We start from the raw sequence: 16476 nt of genomic DNA on the forward strand, positions 1-16476 counted from the left end.
ATGTCCCTTGCTGAAGTACAAAATGCAATTTCTGAAAAGAAGATATGCGTTTTAATACCTACCTACAATAATGAAAAAACCCTGAAGAGGGTTATTGACGGTGTTCTCAACTACACCGAAAGTATTATTGTGGTCAATGATGGTTCCACTGATTCTACGCCTCAGATTCTTGCTCAATACCCGCAGATCACTGTCATATCCTTACCGGAGAACAAAGGGAAAGGAAACGGGCTTAAAACAGGCTTTAGAAAAGCAAAGGAATCTGGGTATGATTATGCCATTACGATAGATTCAGACGGACAGCATTATCCGGATGACATTCCCGTATTTGTAGAAGCTCTCCTTCAGGAAAAAGAGGAAGTTCTTCTGATCGGAAACAGAAACATGTCTCAGGACGGCATTCCTAAGAAAAGCAGTTTCGGAAACAGGTTTTCCAATTTTTGGTTCTGGTTTGAAACCGGTATCAAGCTGGAGGATACACAGTCCGGTTACAGGCTTTATCCTTTACATAAAATTCCAAAAAAATATTTTACTCCTAAGTTTGAGTTTGAGATCGAAATCATTGTAAGAACTGCATGGAGGCATGTACCGGTAAAAAACATCCCAATCAAGGTTTTGTATGATCCGGCAGAACGTGTTTCGCATTTCAGACCTTTCAAAGATTTTACAAGAATCAGCATTCTGAATACGATTCTGGTAACGATTACTTTGCTTTATATTATTCCGAGAAACTTCGTGAATAATTTCAAAAAAAAAAGCTTTAAAAAATTCATCCAAGAAGATGTCTTAGAAAGTGACGGAAGCAACCGTACAAAAGCATTTTCCATAGCACTGGGAGTCTTTATCGGGTTTTCTCCTTTCTGGGGATTCCAGACGCTTTTAGTCATCAGTTTATCGGTCCTTTTTAAACTCAATAAAGTACTTGCGTTCGTAGCTTCCAATGTGAGCCTCCCTCCTTTTATTCCTTTTATCATTGCCGCCTCTCTGTTTCTCGGAGCTCCGTTTGTAGGTGGTGACAGCGATATTTTAAGCCAGGATTTAAATTTTGAACTGATCAAAAACAACCTGCTGCAATATATCATTGGCAGTTTTATTTTAAGCACTACACTTTCTGCTTTGTCTGGAGTAGCTGTCTTTTTATTCTTGAATAAAGTAAGTCCGGAAAACAATTAAAAAGCCCGGAATAAAATTCCAGGCTTATTACAATGAGTTATTATTTTTCCTGTTTTACACCGAACAAATTATTTCAGAATAAATTGGGTAAGGTCTTTCAAAAACTGTTCATCAACCTTTCCTTTTGTTTCATAATCTTTTGGCGATGGTTTTCCGGAACCAGCCATGAATAAGTGACTTAATGTTGGGTAGAATTTAAATTCAGCTGTTTTATCATTTTTCAATGTTCCTTTCCAAAGATTGAAATCTTTTTCCGTTACCTGATAATCTCTTCCTCCCTGTGCAAAAAACATCGGAGCTTTTATTTTTTTAACCTCATTAAGCTGGTTATAATCCTTTAAATACTTCCAATACGGTGCAGATTGCCCCAACGGAAGTTCTGATGCCGGTGAATTTAAGTTAAATTGAGATGACTTTAAAAATGCAACCTGTTTTTTCACCTCCTGAACAGCTTCAGCAGGAACTTTAGCTGCATCTAAAGAATGCAGATATTCATACTGCTCAATGAGCAGATCCTGTAGTGGTCTTGCATTCCCAGCCATAAAAACATATTTTGAAACCTGAGCTCTTTCTGCAATTTCAGGCATCATATAAGCTCCCTGGCTGTGTCCCAGGATAATGATCTGATATCCTTTATAGTTTGCATTGTTTTTAAAATACAAAGCTGCGTTTACTGCATCATTGATGGTCTCCTCTTCTACAGTAGATTTCTCGGTGAATGTTTCAGGGTAAGAATAGGTTCTTTTATCATATCGGTAAGAAGCAATTCCGTTGTTGAGAAGATATTCTGCAATATCTTTAAACGGTTTGTTTTCGCCAATCGTTTCGTCTCTGTCATGAGCTCCGGAGCCATGAACAAAAATAACCAGTTTCTTTTTGTCATTCGAAGGAGGAACCAGCAGCGTTCCATCCAATTCAATGGCATCACTTTTTATTTTTAATGTGTTTTTTTCGTCCGGCTTTTCAAATGTTTTGTGCGGAACTAAAAAGAAGCCCAGCATTTTATTGTTATCCCCAAAGGTAAGCTGAACATCCAGCTTGGTCTTTTCAAATTCCGTATAGTAATAGTAAATATTTCCTTCGTTGTTTACTTCAAGAATATTTTTCAAACTTCCAATCTGCCCCTGAAGTTGTTCTGTGATGGCTTTAAGCTGATCTACCGGGATCTGCCCCGCTATAGAAGCATCAAAATAAGAATGTGCTTTCTCTATATTTTTATCGACTAATAAAGTGTTGATAAACGTTTTTCCTATTTCTTTTCTGTCCTGAGAAAATGATAATAGAAACCATGTGGTAAGGAAAAGGGTTAAAAGTTTTTTCATAATCAATTATTTATAAACAATATCAGAAAATGCTAATGGCGTCATCATGATGGTCACAAATATCGCGATAATTACCAGGGCCAGCTGTGTTATATGATATATTTTTTCTCTTTCGTTTTCTTTTATTTCAAAAGTAAATTTTATCTTATCCGGTCTTCTTATAATCAACCAGATAAATATAAGAACGGCCAGATTCATGAGTACCGGGAACACAACGAATATTTTACTTCCATAATTATCTTTCATATTTCCATAGCCGTGAATGGGTATGACGTCAGGGATGGAACTGTATACCGTACACAGATACACCGAATAGCAGATAATAATGACAAAAGGAATGCAGAACAGCAGTTTTATATATTTAGGGATCATTTCAGTTTGTTTAAAGTTTTCTTCAGATATTTTTCTACATTTTTTCTGTCCGGAACGGTTGTAATTTCTTTCGTTAAAGCTTTTTCAAACTCAGTTTTTGCCTTTGAATATTCTTTTTTGTTGAAATAATATTTCCCTGATTGATAATACACCAGCCAAAAATCCGGGTTCATGGATTGGTAATAAGGGATAAGATCATCTGTCAACAATATGTCTTTATTGTCTGCAGCCTCATTGATTTCTTTACCCAACATTTTAGACTGCTCATATTTTTCGAACTCTTCGGAATCTGCAAAGGGATCACGGGCAATATTCAATGCTGATTTTGAAAGGTCATCAGGCTGCAGTCCTTTGTCTGAGAAGATTTCGTTCAGATCATAACATACAAATTCTCCCAGCTGATAAGGATTTGAAGAAACCCAAACCAATTTTTTCTGTGGTGAAAATATAATGGCATGGTGCGCCAGAAGCTGATTGAGTGCTTTTTCATTGCCATAACCGATCTTTTCACCTTTCAAACCGGATCTGTCTCTTAATACAGAAGCTATTTTTTCCGAAGTCATCTTTTTCTCTTCCTGCAAAAGTTCCTGAAGTCTTTCATACCGGTATTCTGAATGACTTTCTTCGATATGTTTCTGATTTCTTTTATCATTTTTATAGGCATCTGACTGGAAATGATTCGTACAAAGAACCCTGCTGGTATTCTGCACTTGATACACACCGAAATTTTCAGGTGATACTTCAATGATTACAGCATTTTTATCTGCAGCACTTCCCACCAGGATAGATTCTGAAACGAAAACTTTTCTTTTTTTGGCAATCGCAATCGCTTCATCAATATTTTTAGCATACTGCAGAATTTCTCTGGTAACAAGGGAAATAGGCGTTTTTGCGGTCAAAGGAATTTTTGATTTTCCTGCGTTGATCGTTACGGTAATTCCTTCTTTATTCATTCCGGAAACCACCCCGATCATTCCCGGCCAGCTTACTGACATGTAGGGAATTCCCTCTTCCGGCTGAACAAATTCTACCAGCTTGTTTTTTGCAAAATCATCACCCACATAAAAATCAAAATTTCTTCCGATCAGCAGGTCTCCATCTTCTGTATTTTCGTTCCATACTGCAAGGGAAGTACAGCCTACCATCGCCAGATCCTGCATGGCATGTCCAATATCATGAGCCCCGTGCAGATAAAGGCTTCTTAAATATTTCGGCGCAATAAAATCGTACTGATCAGATGAATATTGTGACAACCCATATAATTCTGCCTGGTAGTCTTCTCTTACATTGAGGTACATTTTTCTGTTGTACCATTTTAGAAAACCTCTTAGCAGTCTCTGTTTGAATTTTGAGGGTACAAATCCTTCAACTTTTGAAAAGAAGATTCCTTCCTGTTTCTGCATTAAGCTTTGTGTCAGTGCTCCATTATTATATCCCAGCTGCAGGGGATTTCCTTTGATATAAAGCTCCCAGAGCTGCTGTTTATTTTTTGTGAGGTAGTTTTGATTATAACGGAAAGTACTGTCATTGATCCGGGTTACTTCCGGAATTTCCAGCGAATACTGTTTTATCTCAGGAATATGACGGAGAGACTTTGAGATCCCGCAGGAAGCCAGAAAAATGCAAAAAGTGAAATAAAGAAGAGCTCTTTTATAAGATGGATAAATAGTATTAGTCTTTTTCACTTTTAGTTTTTATTAATCATTTGTGTCAACCGCATGTCGATCGTTTCCTTTCCCAAAATCTCAGCACAGGTATTAAAAGCTCCGATGGTAACTCCCAAAATCCCATGCATATTGACCGATTGCCCTGTCAGAAAAAGATTATCTATTTTCGTGCGGGGAGAAACCATTGTTTTAAGAGGGTTCTCCGAGCTTTTCATGTATCCGTACATATTTCCTTCATAATTTCCGATATAATCCCTGTAAGACAAGGGAGAAGAAGTATAAATGGTTTTGATGGCATGCCTTACATTAGGAATCTTTTTTTCCAGGGCATCCAGCATTTTCTCGATTTTTTCAAGCTTAAATTTTTCATAAGCTTCCCCTCTTTCATCTTCATATGCTACCGTGTTGAATGTATTCTCCCATTCTTTAACCTCATCAAAATCCATATAGGAAATGGCTGTAAGGCTTTCTGCAAATTCGGGATGATGCTTTGAAGGGGTGGATGAAAGCATAAAAGTTTCCGGCCATGCTTCTTTCCGGTAACGGAATGCATTCCAAACCTGCTCTTCTGATGAATAGTGATATTTGTTGTAATTAAAGTTTGGCAGGCTTTGAGGTTTTAAAACCAGATAAATACTAAAGCATGATGAAACCGGCTTCCAGCTTAAAACTCTGTTCAGAAAAGATTTCTTAAGTCTTTCCTCTCCTACCAGCTTAATGGTGGAACGAATCTCTATATTTGAAATAAACTGTTTTGCAGCATACTCCTTTCCTTCTTTCGTTTTTACAGATGACAACACATTATTTTCATTAAAAATAAATTCAGAAACTTCTGAATGTTTGTGGACCTCTGCTCCATATTCCCGAAGCTTCCGGATAAGAAGTTTAGAGATCTGGCTTCCTCCGTTCACGCATTTGTAAGCACTTTGAATATAAGAATTTACCGTTAAAGCATGTACATAAAAAGGCACATTTTCAGAATCTCCGGCATATAAAAAGTTGGACCCCAGTAAAACAGCCTGAAGCTTTTTATTTTGGGTAACAGATTCTATAAATCTTTTGGTATTGAGATGCAGGATTTCCTCGTTGTAATTGTCTTTTCCCACCACATGATATCTTGGAAACTGGCTGCAGACATATTGAATCTCTTCACAGTAGTTTTCAAGGTTTCCTTTTTCTTCCGGAAAATATTTAGAAAGCTGTTCAACAAAATTCTGATAGCCCTGTGCATGCGGATATTCTATTTCATCCTCTCCAAAACTGATCCTGTCATATCCATCTTCATCCATCAGCTGAAGCTCAAGGTCATCCATAATTTCAAGATAGGAAAAGAATTGGTTCAGGTTCTGTCCTTTTGTGAGACCACCCAGATAATGCACTCCCGTATCAAAAATCAGTTTTTCCCGTGAAAAAGTCTGCAGATTTCCTCCGTATTGGTTATTCTTCTCCAGAACGCATACTTTCAGGCCTTCTTTCGCCAAAATAAGAGCTGAAACAAGACCTCCCAATCCGCTTCCGATTACAAGTATGTCGTATTCTTTCTTCAAAAGAGAATGTGCTTTTAATAATTAAGAAACAGGGAATTTAAGATAATTAAAGCTTACTTTGGTACAGTAAGCAAAGAAATTCTATTTCGATACTGCTATTTGACACTCTTAAATCTCGGTAAATCTTAATGGTTGTTAGTTTTTTTGTTAGTTTTAAGGGATAAAAATAGAAAAATTAATCAACATCGTCCCAAAAATCGAAATAATTAAACCATTGAAGCGGATATTTTTTGACCATCGTTTCAAGATTCTGGACATAAGATTGTAAAAGTCCCTGTGAATCACGGTTTTTGATATTCTGGGCCACTCTTGCATACAGATGATAATGAAGATTATTCTCCTTCATCACATATACATAGACAACGGGAACTCCTAGTCTTGAGGCGATCAAAAACGGACCCGCCGGAAATTTTGCACTTTTTCCTAAGAGTTCTGCTTCCAGATATTTGGATCCTTCAAAATAGCGGTCTCCGGTAAAGCAGATCAATTCATTGTCTGACAAAGCTTTGTTGATCTCGAAGATATGGGACATGTCTTCTTTTACATAAATGAATTTGATATTACTCTCCTTTACAGCAACGCTTTCCAGATATTCCTTAATCACTGTCACTTCCTGATCTGTAGTCACCAGATTGATCTGGCAGTCGAAGTCGATATCGGCAAAAAAATGCTCTGCAATTTCAAAATTACCGATATGAGCGCTAATCAGGACTCCTCCTTTTTTAGCGGCTAAAAGATTTCTGAGGTTTTCAATCCCGTCAAATTCATAGGTGTATTTCCCTCTGAGCCCGGCAGAAATAGCCGTTTTATCGATCAGAACTTTTCCGAAGGTAAAATAGCTTTTAAATATAGATACTTTGGATTTCCAGTATCCGTAGTTCAGTCTTTTCTGAAAGTAATAAAGAATATATTGGTTGCTTTTCTTCTGAAACAGCGAGTAATAGGCAGCCACAAAGTAAAGCACGCCATATGAACTTCTGATTCCGATATTTCTAATACACCAGACGAATATTCTGTATCCGAGTACTGTCCCTTTAGATTTACCTTTCCACTTGTTCATAGATAGAATTTAATATAACAGAGAACCAATGTAATAATACCTTTTTTAAAGTGTCCGTTACCGGAACACGATGATATTATTACATTGGCACATTTTATAGAATAAAGATTGACTCAATAACTAAGCGTTTTTTGCAGCAATCTTATGTTCAATCGTTGTATAGAAATCGTCAAATGTTATCATTTTCTTGAAATCTGCTTCTCCTAATTTCACTCCGAAATTGGATTCAATCACGACTACCATGTCGATATAATCCAGGCTGTCTAAGCCCAGTGTATTTTTAAGGTTGGCATCGTTACTGATTTCGTCTCCGTCTACCTCGAATTCATTTACCAGAAAATCATTAACAATGGCAACAATTTTTTCCCTTTCCATGTTTTTAATCAAATTTTTTAACTATTAGTGCAGAATTGGTTCCCCCAAACCCAAAAGAATTCGACAAAAATACATCAATTTTTTGATTTTTTGTTTTTGCGACCAAATTTATCTTTTGTGCTTCATTATCAGGGTTTTCCAGGTTGATATTTGGAGCAACGAAATCATTCTGCATCATCAGAATTGAGTAGATAACTTCACTTGCGCCTGCCATCCAGCACTCGTGTCCGGTCATAGATTTGGTAGAACTTACAGGAACTTCACTGCCGAAAATCTCATAAATTGCTTTTGCCTCATTGGCATCCCCGATTGGAGTAGAAGTTGCGTGCGCATTGATATAATCGATATCCGAGGCATTTAATCCTGACTGTTTTAAAGCTCTTCCCATCGCGAGAGCCGGTCCGTCCACATTTGGGGTTGAAATATGTCCTCCGTTTGAAGAAAAACCATACCCGATAATTTCAGCAATAATAGGAGCACCTCTTCTTTGGGCAGATTCTAGGCTTTCCACGATCAAAGTAGCGGCTCCTCCGCTAGGAATCAATCCGTCTCTTTCTGCGTCGAAAGGTCTGGATGCTTTTGTAGGTTCATCTTCTCTGGCTGAGAAAACGCCCAATCCGTCAAAGCTCGCCATAGAATATTTATTGGTTTCCTGAGCTCCTCCACAGATAATCATATCCTGAAAACCATTCTTGATCATCACATAAGCCAGTCCCAATGAGTGTGAGCCGCTTGCGCATGCTGCACTGATGGTAAGGTTGATCCCCTTCAGCTTAAAGATCGTAGAAAGGTTCATCGTTACCGTAGAGTTCATTGATTTGAAGATCGCTCCCGACCCCATCAATGTTGTATCTTTCTTTTCTCTTGCAATATCGATAGATTCTACGACTGCCTGAGAAACACTGTCATTTCCATATAAGATTCCCACTTCATGAGAATCTAAGAACTCTTCATCCAGATTTGCCTGCTTCAGTGCATCTATGGTAGCCAGATAAGCATATTCGCTTTCTTCTCCCATACTGATACGCTGGCGTCTGTTTAAGAGATTTTTCAGATCTGGTTTCGGAACAACGCCTGTAAGACCTGATCTGAAGCCAAATTCTTTTCTGTCCTGATCCAAGACAATACCGGATTTTCCTTGATATAGGGATTCCCTGACCTCTTCTAAAGACGTCCCGATGCAGGAATAAATTCCCATTCCGGTAATTACAACCCTATTTTCCATATTATGAATAAATTCCTCCGTTAATATTAATCACTTCTCCTGTAATGTAGGAAGATTTTTTAGATGCTAAAAATGCTACAAGATCAGCCACTTCTTCTGCTTCCCCGAATCTGTTGGCAGGAATCATTGCTTTCAATTCTTCTTCATTGAATTCCTGGGTCATATCGGTTCTGATAAAACCAGGAGCTACTGCATTCACAGTAACGTTTCTTTTAGCAACTTCCTGAGCAAGAGCTTTTGTAGCCCCTACCAAAGCTCCTTTTGCAGCAGAATAATTCGTCTGGCCAGCTGTTCCTTTTACTCCGGATACAGAAACCATATTAATGATTCGTCCGTATTTGTTACGAAGCAGCTTTTGGATAAAGAAATTGGTTACATTGAAAAATCCATCCAGACTTGTATTGATCACACTATTCCAGTCTTCTTTCTGCATCCACATAAAAAGACCATCTCTTGTGATTCCGGCATTATTGACAATAACTTCTACCAATGCATGAGGGTTTCTCTCCTGCCAATCCGTTAAAACAGATTGTGTTTCTTCGGTATTTCCTACATCAAATTTAAGAATTTCTCCTGTAGCGCCCAATTCTTCCACTTTAGCTAATGTTTCTTTTGCTGCCGTTTCATTTGAAGCGTAGTTGATGAGGATGTGATAGTTTTTCTCTTCAGCCAGTTTTATACAGATTGCCCTCCCGATTCCTCTGGAGCCACCTGTTACAATTGCACATTTCATGCGTTAGTGTTTATATCGTTTTTAGTTTTTTTAAGTTGAGTATCATGTCTTTCTTTAAAGACAATTCATAACCGTGAATAGTTACATTCCTTTCAGATATTTCTTTACTTCCTCCAGATACGGATACATGACCATATCATCTGAGAAAGCAGGAATTATTTTTCTGATGTCATCATACAATTCTTTTGTAGAGGATGAAACTTTATCCTGGAACCCAAGATATTCAACAGCCTGAATAATTGTAATAGCTTCAATGGCCAATACTTCAAAAGCATTTTCAATGACTTTTCTGCAGATCACTGCAGCATTGGTTCCCATGCTAACGATATCCTGGTTATCATTATTGTTTGGAATACTGTGAACATACATAGAATTCGACAGCATCTGGCTTTCTGCCGTAGTAGAAGTTGCCGTAAACTGCACGCCCTGCATCCCGAAATTGAAACCTAATTTACCTAAATTTACAAAAGGAGGCAAAATTTCATTGATTTTAGCATTCAGAAGATAATTCAACTGTCTTTCTGCAAGCATTGTCAATTTGGTTACCACAATTTTAAGTTTGTCCATTTCCAGAGAGATATAGTCTCCGTGGAAATTTCCTCCGTGATAAACGTGTTGATCTTCAACATTGATAATCGGATTATCATTCGCTGAATTGATCTCATTTTCAAGAACTTTCTCTGTATATTCCAAAGTATCCAATACCGGACCTAAAATCTGAGGTACACATCTTAAAGAATAATATTCCTGAACTTTTTCTTTGAATACTTTTTCCTGTTCTTCAAAATGGGTATAAAGGTGATCTTCTCTTTTTCTGATCAGTTTACTGTCTGCCAGATGGGCACGCATTCTTTCTGCCACTTTCTGCTGACCGTAATGTTTTTTCGTTCCATTCAGAGCTTCTGATAAATGATCATCATAAGCCTGTACAATTTCATTGATGGCACAAGAAAGTCTAAGAGATATATCTGTAAGCTGATTGGCTTTATAGGCATTCACAATACCGATTCCTGACATCACGGAAGTTCCGTTCATCAAAGCAAGACCTTCACGGATCTCTACTTGTATCGGTTCTAAGCTTTCAATTTCAAAAACTTCTTTTGTAGATTTTCTTTCTCCTTTATAAAATACTTCTCCTTCTCCAATCAATACCAAAGCCAAGTGAGCCAGCTGAACAAGGTCACCGCTTGCTCCTACTCCTCCATGTTCGAAAATTAATGGGGTAATATCTCTGTTGATAAGTTCCTGAAGAAGATAAACAACAGACTGATGTACTCCTGAATTTCCTAATGATAAGGTATTCAGTCTTGCCAGCATACATGCTTTTACTTCGTCTGCGGGTAAAGGATTTCCGATTCCTGAAGAATGGCTTCTTATGAGGTTATATTGCAGCTGGTGGGTATCTTCGTCACTGATTTTAAACTGAGCCATGGGCCCAAAACCGGTGTTTACACCATATATTACTTTATTTTTTGAAAATTCCTTTAAAAACTGAAAACTCTTATCCACTCTTGATAAAAGTGATTCATCCAGTTCTATTTTTTCATTTTCAATGATAATTTTTTGAAAGTCTTTCAGTTCTAAAAAGTTATTTATTTTCATCAATTAAAAGTAATAGTTGATAATTTTGTAAAATATTAATTATTTGTCACTAATTTTGCGGCAAAGATAAAAGTTATTATTAAAATAAAAAATCAAAGATGAGCAAAGAATTTGTTGACGTTCTTGTAATCGGAGCTGGACCTTCCGGATGCGTCTCTTCTTCTTACCTGAAGAACAATAACGTCAGCGTAAAAGTGGTCGAAAAGACACAATTCCCAAGATTGGTAGTCGGAGAAAGCTTAATTCCAAGGGTAATGGACCACTTTGAGGAGGCCGGACTTTTCCCTGCATTAGATAAAATGGGCTTTGAAAAAAAGCTGGGAGCACGCTTCCTTCGCGGCGACGAAGTCTGTATCTTTGATTTCAGCAACAAATTCGGGGAAGGCTGGGACTGGACCTGGCAGGTTCCGAGAGCTGATTTTGATAATACTCTTGCTCAGGAAGTCATTAATAAAGGAATTGATCTTGAATTTGAGACCGAAGTTATTGACATACAATTTGACGGAACAAATTCTGTGACGACGGTAAGAAATAAGGATGGAGAAACAAAAGAGATCCATGCTAAGTTTGTTATTGATTCCAGCGGTTACGGAAGGGTACTGCCCCGTCTTCTGGATCTTGAAAAACCTTCAAAACTATCTCCTCACTCTGCCATTTTCTCTCATGTAAACGATATAAACAGAGAACCGGGAGAAGAAGGTACTTTGATTTCTTTTGATATCATCGAAACAGAAGTATGGCTTTGGGTAATTCCTTTTTCCAACGGAAATACGAGTGTGGGAATTGTAGGTCCTACTGAATATATTGATAAATTATCTGAAAACGGAGATACCGCTGAAGCTTTGAGAAAAGCAATTTCTCTTTCTGATTATTATGTAAAGCGTTTTGGGGATGTAGATTTTCTTTTTGAACCCAAACATCTGAAAGATTATTCATGTTCGGTTAAAAGTTTATTCGGGGACGGATTTGCTTTAACGGGGAATGCTTCAGAATTCCTTGATCCAGTATTTTCTTCAGGAATGGCTTTTGCCACAGAATCCGGAATGCTGGCCGCAAAACTGGCGTTAAGACAGCTAAACGGTGAAAAAATTGACTGGCAGACAGAATACAGTGATTATATTTTATACGGAGTGGATGTTTTTACCACGTATGTAAAAGAATGGTACACCGGAAATCTTCAGGAATTATTTTTCCATCAGCCGGAAAACCCAGACGTAAAGAAAAAGATCTGTGCTGTTTTAGCAGGCTATGTCTGGAACAAAGACAATCCTTTTGTGAAAAAGCATGATACGGTGATTAAAAATCTTGCCAACCTGATCAAGTTAGAAAAACAGGAACAGCAAAATCAAGCATAAAAAAACGGTCTGAAAATTCAGACCGTTTTTATTTTATTTTACAACTGCGTTAATTTCTTTTGCTAATTTTTTTCCGGTAACTTCATAAGCTGCTGCCATTCTTCCATATTCCCAGTTAAGATCATCATTCCCCTGATTGCCTTCTATCTTATCAGCTATTAACTTCATCACAACCTTTGAAGGATTGTCTGTTTCTACAAAAGTAAGATTTGCCGTTAATTTTCCGGGCTGTGTCCCCATGAATCCGCCATACCAGCCTGCATATAACCATTTTGTATCAATAATTAGGGTATATTTTGTCTTTACATCACTCCTGAAATATACTTTTTTTGATTTTTTATTGATTCCTTTAAGAAAGAACTCAAGGTATTCTGATGCTTTATATTTTTCCCATTGAGCACTCCAGTTATCCCAGATATCCTGGCCTTTTTTAGCTGTGATGTCTGCTTTTCTGTTTTCGAGATACTGAGCTTCAGTAAGATTCTTTTCGTGAAAGGTAACATTGTCAAATACAAACTTAACATTCACTTCTTTCTGATCTTTTAGAAAGTCAAAATTCCCCTGTTCAAAGTTGATTTTATCTTGTGCAAATGTTGTTGTTGCAATTACTGCGAAAAGCAGCAATAATAATTTTTTCATAGTGTATTAGTTTTACTATTTAAGTGGCCAAAGATATTTAAAAAGGACGTTTTCACATGCTCTTTTATATTTAATTTTATCTTAAATCAATAAAAGTAATTGGTTTTCTGCTGTTTGGATTAAAAACAGTTTTAGACAGAATATCAAAGTCAACGATTTCGATTTTTGGGCTTACTCTCAATTTTGCACGGAAATGGTCTCTGACTTCATTGACAAAGCTTTCGTGCTCTTCTTCTGTACTCAGTTTAATGATAATTTCGTCAAGACCAATTTCGTTAGCCTGAATGACAATCTGATAACATAAAATAGTGTTGAAGTCATTCAAAATATCATTCATTGCCGGCGGATACAAGGTTGTTCCTTTGTATTTGATCATCTGCTGTTTCCTTCCTACTACAGGACCTAACCTCATCGTATTTCTTCCGCACGCGCACGGCTCATAGTGGGCTTTTACAATATCTCCGGTTTTAAATCTTAACAGAGGAATAGCCTCTACTCCTAAAGTGGTGATCGTTAGTTCACCATTTTCTCCTTCTTTCACAGGATTGCCACTATCATCAAGAATTTCTGTAATGATTAATTCCGGGTGATGGTGTCCTCCGATCTGAAATTCACATTCTGTAAAAGCGGTACTCATTTCGGTAGAAGCATACGTTGAAAACAGTTTTATATCCCATTTTTCTTTGATCTTCTGCGAAAGAATATTATCTGTAAAATCCTGATTTTTGATACTTTCCCCGATGCATACAGCCCCATAAACACTTGAATTTTTATAATCCAATCCATGTTTTTCAGCATAATCAATCATTTTCAACAGAAAAGAAGGAACGGTAATCAAGTATTTAGGTTGGTATCTGAAAATAGAATCCCATTGCAGCTCAGGAATTCCGGGACCCATTCTCACCACACTTGCCCCCATTTTTCTTAAGCCTAAAAAATAAGCAAGTCCTGCCATAAACCGCTTGTCTATGGTGGTAATCATCTGAACAACATCTCCTTTCTGAATTCCTGCACAGGCAAATGAAATCGCTTCATTGTAAGCAAGCCTTTCAAGGTCACTGTCAGAAAGTCCAAAAGTAACGGGATCTCCTAAGGTTCCGGAAGTGGTACTATAATCAACAATCTTATCCGGTGTTATACAGAAAAAATCATGGTTGTACTGTTGCAGATCATTCTTCGTGGTCGTAGGAATTCTCTGAAGGTCCTCCAAAGTACGGATATCAGCAATACGGATATTGTTTTCTTTGAACAGTTTCTGATAAAAGGGTGAATGATTTTCAAGATAAGCCAAAAGCTCATGAAGTTTTCCTTCCTGAAACTTTTTTATTTCCTGAATATCTGCTTTCTCGATTGACGGATGAAATTCCAATGATTTTAATTTTTAAAGAGCAAATTTATTTAATTAAAATTAAAAGATTAAAGTATTAAAGGGCTATTTATCTCTGAAACGTAAAAGTTTGCGTATTGGTATTTCCAGCGGTATTGATAGTGGTCACTTTTAAAGTATGAGAACCTGATCCTTTGGAACACTTTTCATCAAAAGTGTAAACAAAATCATCTTTTATACGGGCAAAGCGCAGCCATTTTCCGTCCAGTTCAGCCTGGAATGAAATAATGTCTCCTATTTTAGTTGTGCCTTTTAACCGTAAAAAACTGCTGTTTACCCTAGCCCCTTCGGCCCAGCCTGATGAAACTGATGGCAGATTATGATCTATCAGTAATTTTGCTGTGCCCAATCTATTGAACTTCCCTTCTGCCCAATCACCATTCCATTTTACCTTGACAACAATATTATCACTGCCATAATCAAGTAGAATAACAGCTTTATCTTTTTCTGTGCTGGTTAATTTTCTATTGGGCTTTATTTTCAAAGTATATTCATCCTGAACGGGAATATACGGGTTATGTAACACAATGGTATTTGAAGCAGCACCTGGATCAGTATCCGCTTTTTCATAGGCATTGAAATTTACAGCATCATAAACTGCATTTTTGCTGAAATTAATTTCTGCATTTTCGGTAGCAACTTTTTTTCCTTCGTTAGGCATTATAGTTTTTCCTGTAGAAGATATTTTTTCTGAGGTTCTATTGAACTGAAGTTTTGTTGTTAAACGGCTCGTGTTTCCTTTGACATCTTTCAGAATAATTTCAATAGTATGAACATTCTCATCCTGAAGATTGATAATGCCTGTTGAATTTGGAAGGCTATAATTCTGTAGTTTCATTTCCGGCAAATCAGATAAATGCTGAATCCCCATTTTATCCCTGATGAATTTCGCATAATCTATACAACCGTTGATGTATCGGGTATCATCATAGTGTATCTTATCAATTTTAAAGCTGTAAATCAGCTTGCCATCCATCAATAGTTCTGCATTATAAATACCTAGATTAAACCCTTGATTGGCTTTATCTACTGCTTTAATGGCAAAACTTATTTCCGGAGAATTAACCTGTACAAGATTAGAAGTATAAACATTCCCCGCTTTTTTCACTGCAATTCCATTTGCTCCTGGTTCATAAGTACTGAAACGCCTGTCATACCAGTAAAGCCCGCTGATAATAGGTGCTATCGTATCGGGAATAGTAAAGCCAAAAAGCAACGGATTGAGACATTCTTCTGTTTTGGTATCTCTTATTTCAAAATGCAGATGTGGCCCTGCCGAGCCTCCGGTATTTCCACTCAAAGCAATTTGCTGTCCTTTTTCTACAGGAAACTGTCCGGGTTGAAAATTGATGTCCTGTTCCCACTTTTCGTCTTTATACTGTCTGTCTTTCACATATTCATCGAGCTTGTCAAAGTATTTATTCAAATGAGCATATACTGTGGTATAACCGTTGGGATGCGTAATGTACACGGCATTTCCAAATCCGTACCGTTCCACTTTTATTCTGCTTACATAACCTTCTGCTGCAGCAAGAACCGGCAAATTTTCCTGGCTATTGGTTCTCAGATCCAGTCCCATATGGAAGTGATTCGTCCGGACAGCTCCAAAGTTGGCCGCCAGCTGCATAGGGATGTTTAATGGATTCCTGAAATAATTCTGAGGATAATTATTTTGAGCTTGTACAAGGTTGGTGTAGATACAACAAACAAAAAGCATTACTTGATAAAAGATTTTCATACAGCATTTGGGTTTACGTCTACTTAAATATACGAATTTTTAAGTATTTGCCTTCATTTTTTCCTGCAAATTCTCACAGATGAGCATGAATGAAATAGTGGTAACAACTTATTTTCAAGTTTGGGCTAAAGCCAATGGATTATGATCTTATTTCTAAGCGGGCTAAAGCCCGCTTCTATTGAAGCAAACACCCTAAAGTTCGTATAAAAACACCAAAGAAAACTTACTTATTTACCATTCATCATTCACTTTTCAGCTCTTTCTTCATTTATATTTCTGAG

General features: G+C 37.3%; 14 protein-coding genes. 2 read left to right on the forward strand and 12 right to left on the reverse strand.

Annotation, left to right across the window (positions count from 1 at the left end):
* Complete coding sequence (locus DBR39_RS18975) at window positions 1-1173, forward strand: DUF2062 domain-containing protein (protein WP_124535712.1); 1173 nt, start codon at window positions 1-3, stop codon at window positions 1171-1173.
* 68 nt (window positions 1174-1241) lie between these two features.
* On the opposite strand, the gene DBR39_RS18980 is transcribed toward DBR39_RS18975, so the two are convergent.
* The 9 genes from DBR39_RS18980 to hutH form a co-directional block, all read right to left on the reverse strand.
* Complete coding sequence (locus DBR39_RS18980) at window positions 1242-2495, reverse strand: DUF3887 domain-containing protein (RefSeq protein ID WP_228447874.1); 1254 nt, start codon at window positions 2493-2495, stop codon at window positions 1242-1244.
* Window positions 2496-2501: 6 nt separating this feature from the next.
* Window positions 2502-2867: a hypothetical protein gene (locus DBR39_RS18985; RefSeq protein WP_103232882.1), complete on the reverse strand. Its 366-nt coding sequence runs from the start codon at window positions 2865-2867 to the stop codon at window positions 2502-2504.
* Window positions 2864-4552, reverse strand: a complete 1689-nt coding sequence (locus tag DBR39_RS18990) for a C45 family autoproteolytic acyltransferase/hydolase (protein ID WP_124535715.1) — start codon at window positions 4550-4552, stop codon at window positions 2864-2866. The genes DBR39_RS18985 and DBR39_RS18990 overlap by 4 nt, the downstream gene beginning before the upstream one ends.
* A 2-nt stretch (window positions 4553-4554) precedes the next feature.
* A complete protein-coding gene (locus DBR39_RS18995; RefSeq protein WP_124535716.1) occupies window positions 4555-6081 on the reverse strand; it encodes a phytoene desaturase family protein in 1527 nt (508 codons plus the stop codon).
* 175 nt (window positions 6082-6256) lie between these two features.
* Window positions 6257-7141, reverse strand: coding sequence for a lipid A biosynthesis acyltransferase (locus DBR39_RS19000; protein ID WP_103232885.1), 885 nt, complete (start codon window positions 7139-7141; stop codon window positions 6257-6259).
* 120 nt (window positions 7142-7261) lie between these two features.
* On the reverse strand, window positions 7262-7516 hold the full coding sequence (locus DBR39_RS19005) for an acyl carrier protein (RefSeq protein WP_124535717.1): 255 nt from the start codon (window positions 7514-7516) through the stop codon (window positions 7262-7264).
* 4 nt (window positions 7517-7520) lie between these two features.
* Window positions 7521-8741 (reverse strand): beta-ketoacyl-[acyl-carrier-protein] synthase family protein, encoded by a 1221-nt coding sequence (locus tag DBR39_RS19010; RefSeq protein ID WP_124535718.1) that lies wholly within the window; start codon window positions 8739-8741, stop codon window positions 7521-7523.
* Window position 8742: 1 nt separating this feature from the next.
* Entirely contained in the window at window positions 8743-9474 is a 732-nt protein-coding gene (gene fabG / locus DBR39_RS19015) for a 3-oxoacyl-ACP reductase FabG (RefSeq protein WP_124535719.1), read from the reverse strand.
* An 81-nt stretch (window positions 9475-9555) separates the two neighbouring features.
* Entirely contained in the window at window positions 9556-11076 is a 1521-nt protein-coding gene (gene hutH / locus DBR39_RS19020; RefSeq protein ID WP_185147227.1) for a histidine ammonia-lyase, read from the reverse strand.
* 98 nt (window positions 11077-11174) lie between these two features.
* Between hutH and DBR39_RS19025 the strand changes: the two genes are divergently transcribed.
* The gene (locus DBR39_RS19025) at window positions 11175-12431 is read left to right on the forward strand and encodes an NAD(P)/FAD-dependent oxidoreductase (protein ID WP_124535723.1); all 1257 of its coding nucleotides are present in this window, start codon (window positions 11175-11177) and stop codon (window positions 12429-12431) included.
* A gap of 33 nt (window positions 12432-12464) precedes the next feature.
* Here the strand turns inward: DBR39_RS19025 and DBR39_RS19030 are convergent, their stop codons facing one another.
* From DBR39_RS19030 to DBR39_RS19040, 3 genes are all read right to left on the reverse strand, one after another.
* Window positions 12465-13070 carry a hypothetical protein gene (locus tag DBR39_RS19030; RefSeq protein ID WP_124535725.1) on the reverse strand — a complete coding sequence of 202 codons (606 nt, stop codon included), beginning with the start codon at window positions 13068-13070 and terminating at the stop codon, window positions 12465-12467.
* Window positions 13071-13146: 76 nt separating this feature from the next.
* Complete coding sequence (locus DBR39_RS19035) at window positions 13147-14439, reverse strand: phenylacetate--CoA ligase family protein (protein WP_124535727.1); 1293 nt, start codon at window positions 14437-14439, stop codon at window positions 13147-13149.
* A gap of 67 nt (window positions 14440-14506) precedes the next feature.
* Window positions 14507-16195, reverse strand: coding sequence for a M23 family metallopeptidase (locus DBR39_RS19040; RefSeq protein WP_124535729.1), 1689 nt, complete (start codon window positions 16193-16195; stop codon window positions 14507-14509).
* Between the last annotated feature and the right edge of the window lie 281 nt (window positions 16196-16476).

The sequence above is a fragment of the Chryseobacterium sp. KBW03 genome, from assembly GCF_003852415.1.
GTDB lineage: Bacteria > Bacteroidota > Bacteroidia > Flavobacteriales > Weeksellaceae > Chryseobacterium > Chryseobacterium viscerum.

Bases quoted from the DNA above. Each gene is read 5' to 3' on its own strand.
- DBR39_RS18975 (WP_124535712.1), top strand. From the start codon at position 1: ATGTCCCTTGCTGAAGTACAAAATGCAATTTCTGAAAAGAAGATATGC.
- DBR39_RS18980 (WP_228447874.1), bottom strand. From the start codon at position 2,495: ATGAAAAAACTTTTAACCCTTTTCCTTACCACATGGTTTCTATTATCA.
- DBR39_RS18985 (WP_103232882.1), bottom strand. From the start codon at position 2,867: ATGATCCCTAAATATATAAAACTGCTGTTCTGCATTCCTTTTGTCATT.
- DBR39_RS19000 (WP_103232885.1), bottom strand. From the start codon at position 7,141: ATGAACAAGTGGAAAGGTAAATCTAAAGGGACAGTACTCGGATACAGA.
- DBR39_RS19005 (WP_124535717.1), bottom strand. From the start codon at position 7,516: ATGGAAAGGGAAAAAATTGTTGCCATTGTTAATGATTTTCTGGTAAAT.
- DBR39_RS19010 (WP_124535718.1), bottom strand. From the start codon at position 8,741: ATGGAAAATAGGGTTGTAATTACCGGAATGGGAATTTATTCCTGCATC.
- fabG (WP_124535719.1), bottom strand. From the start codon at position 9,474: ATGAAATGTGCAATTGTAACAGGTGGCTCCAGAGGAATCGGGAGGGCA.
- hutH (WP_185147227.1), bottom strand. From the start codon at position 11,076: ATGAAAATAAATAACTTTTTAGAACTGAAAGACTTTCAAAAAATTATC.
- DBR39_RS19025 (WP_124535723.1), top strand. From the start codon at position 11,175: ATGAGCAAAGAATTTGTTGACGTTCTTGTAATCGGAGCTGGACCTTCC.
- DBR39_RS19030 (WP_124535725.1), bottom strand. From the start codon at position 13,070: ATGAAAAAATTATTATTGCTGCTTTTCGCAGTAATTGCAACAACAACA.
- DBR39_RS19040 (WP_124535729.1), bottom strand. From the start codon at position 16,195: ATGAAAATCTTTTATCAAGTAATGCTTTTTGTTTGTTGTATCTACACC.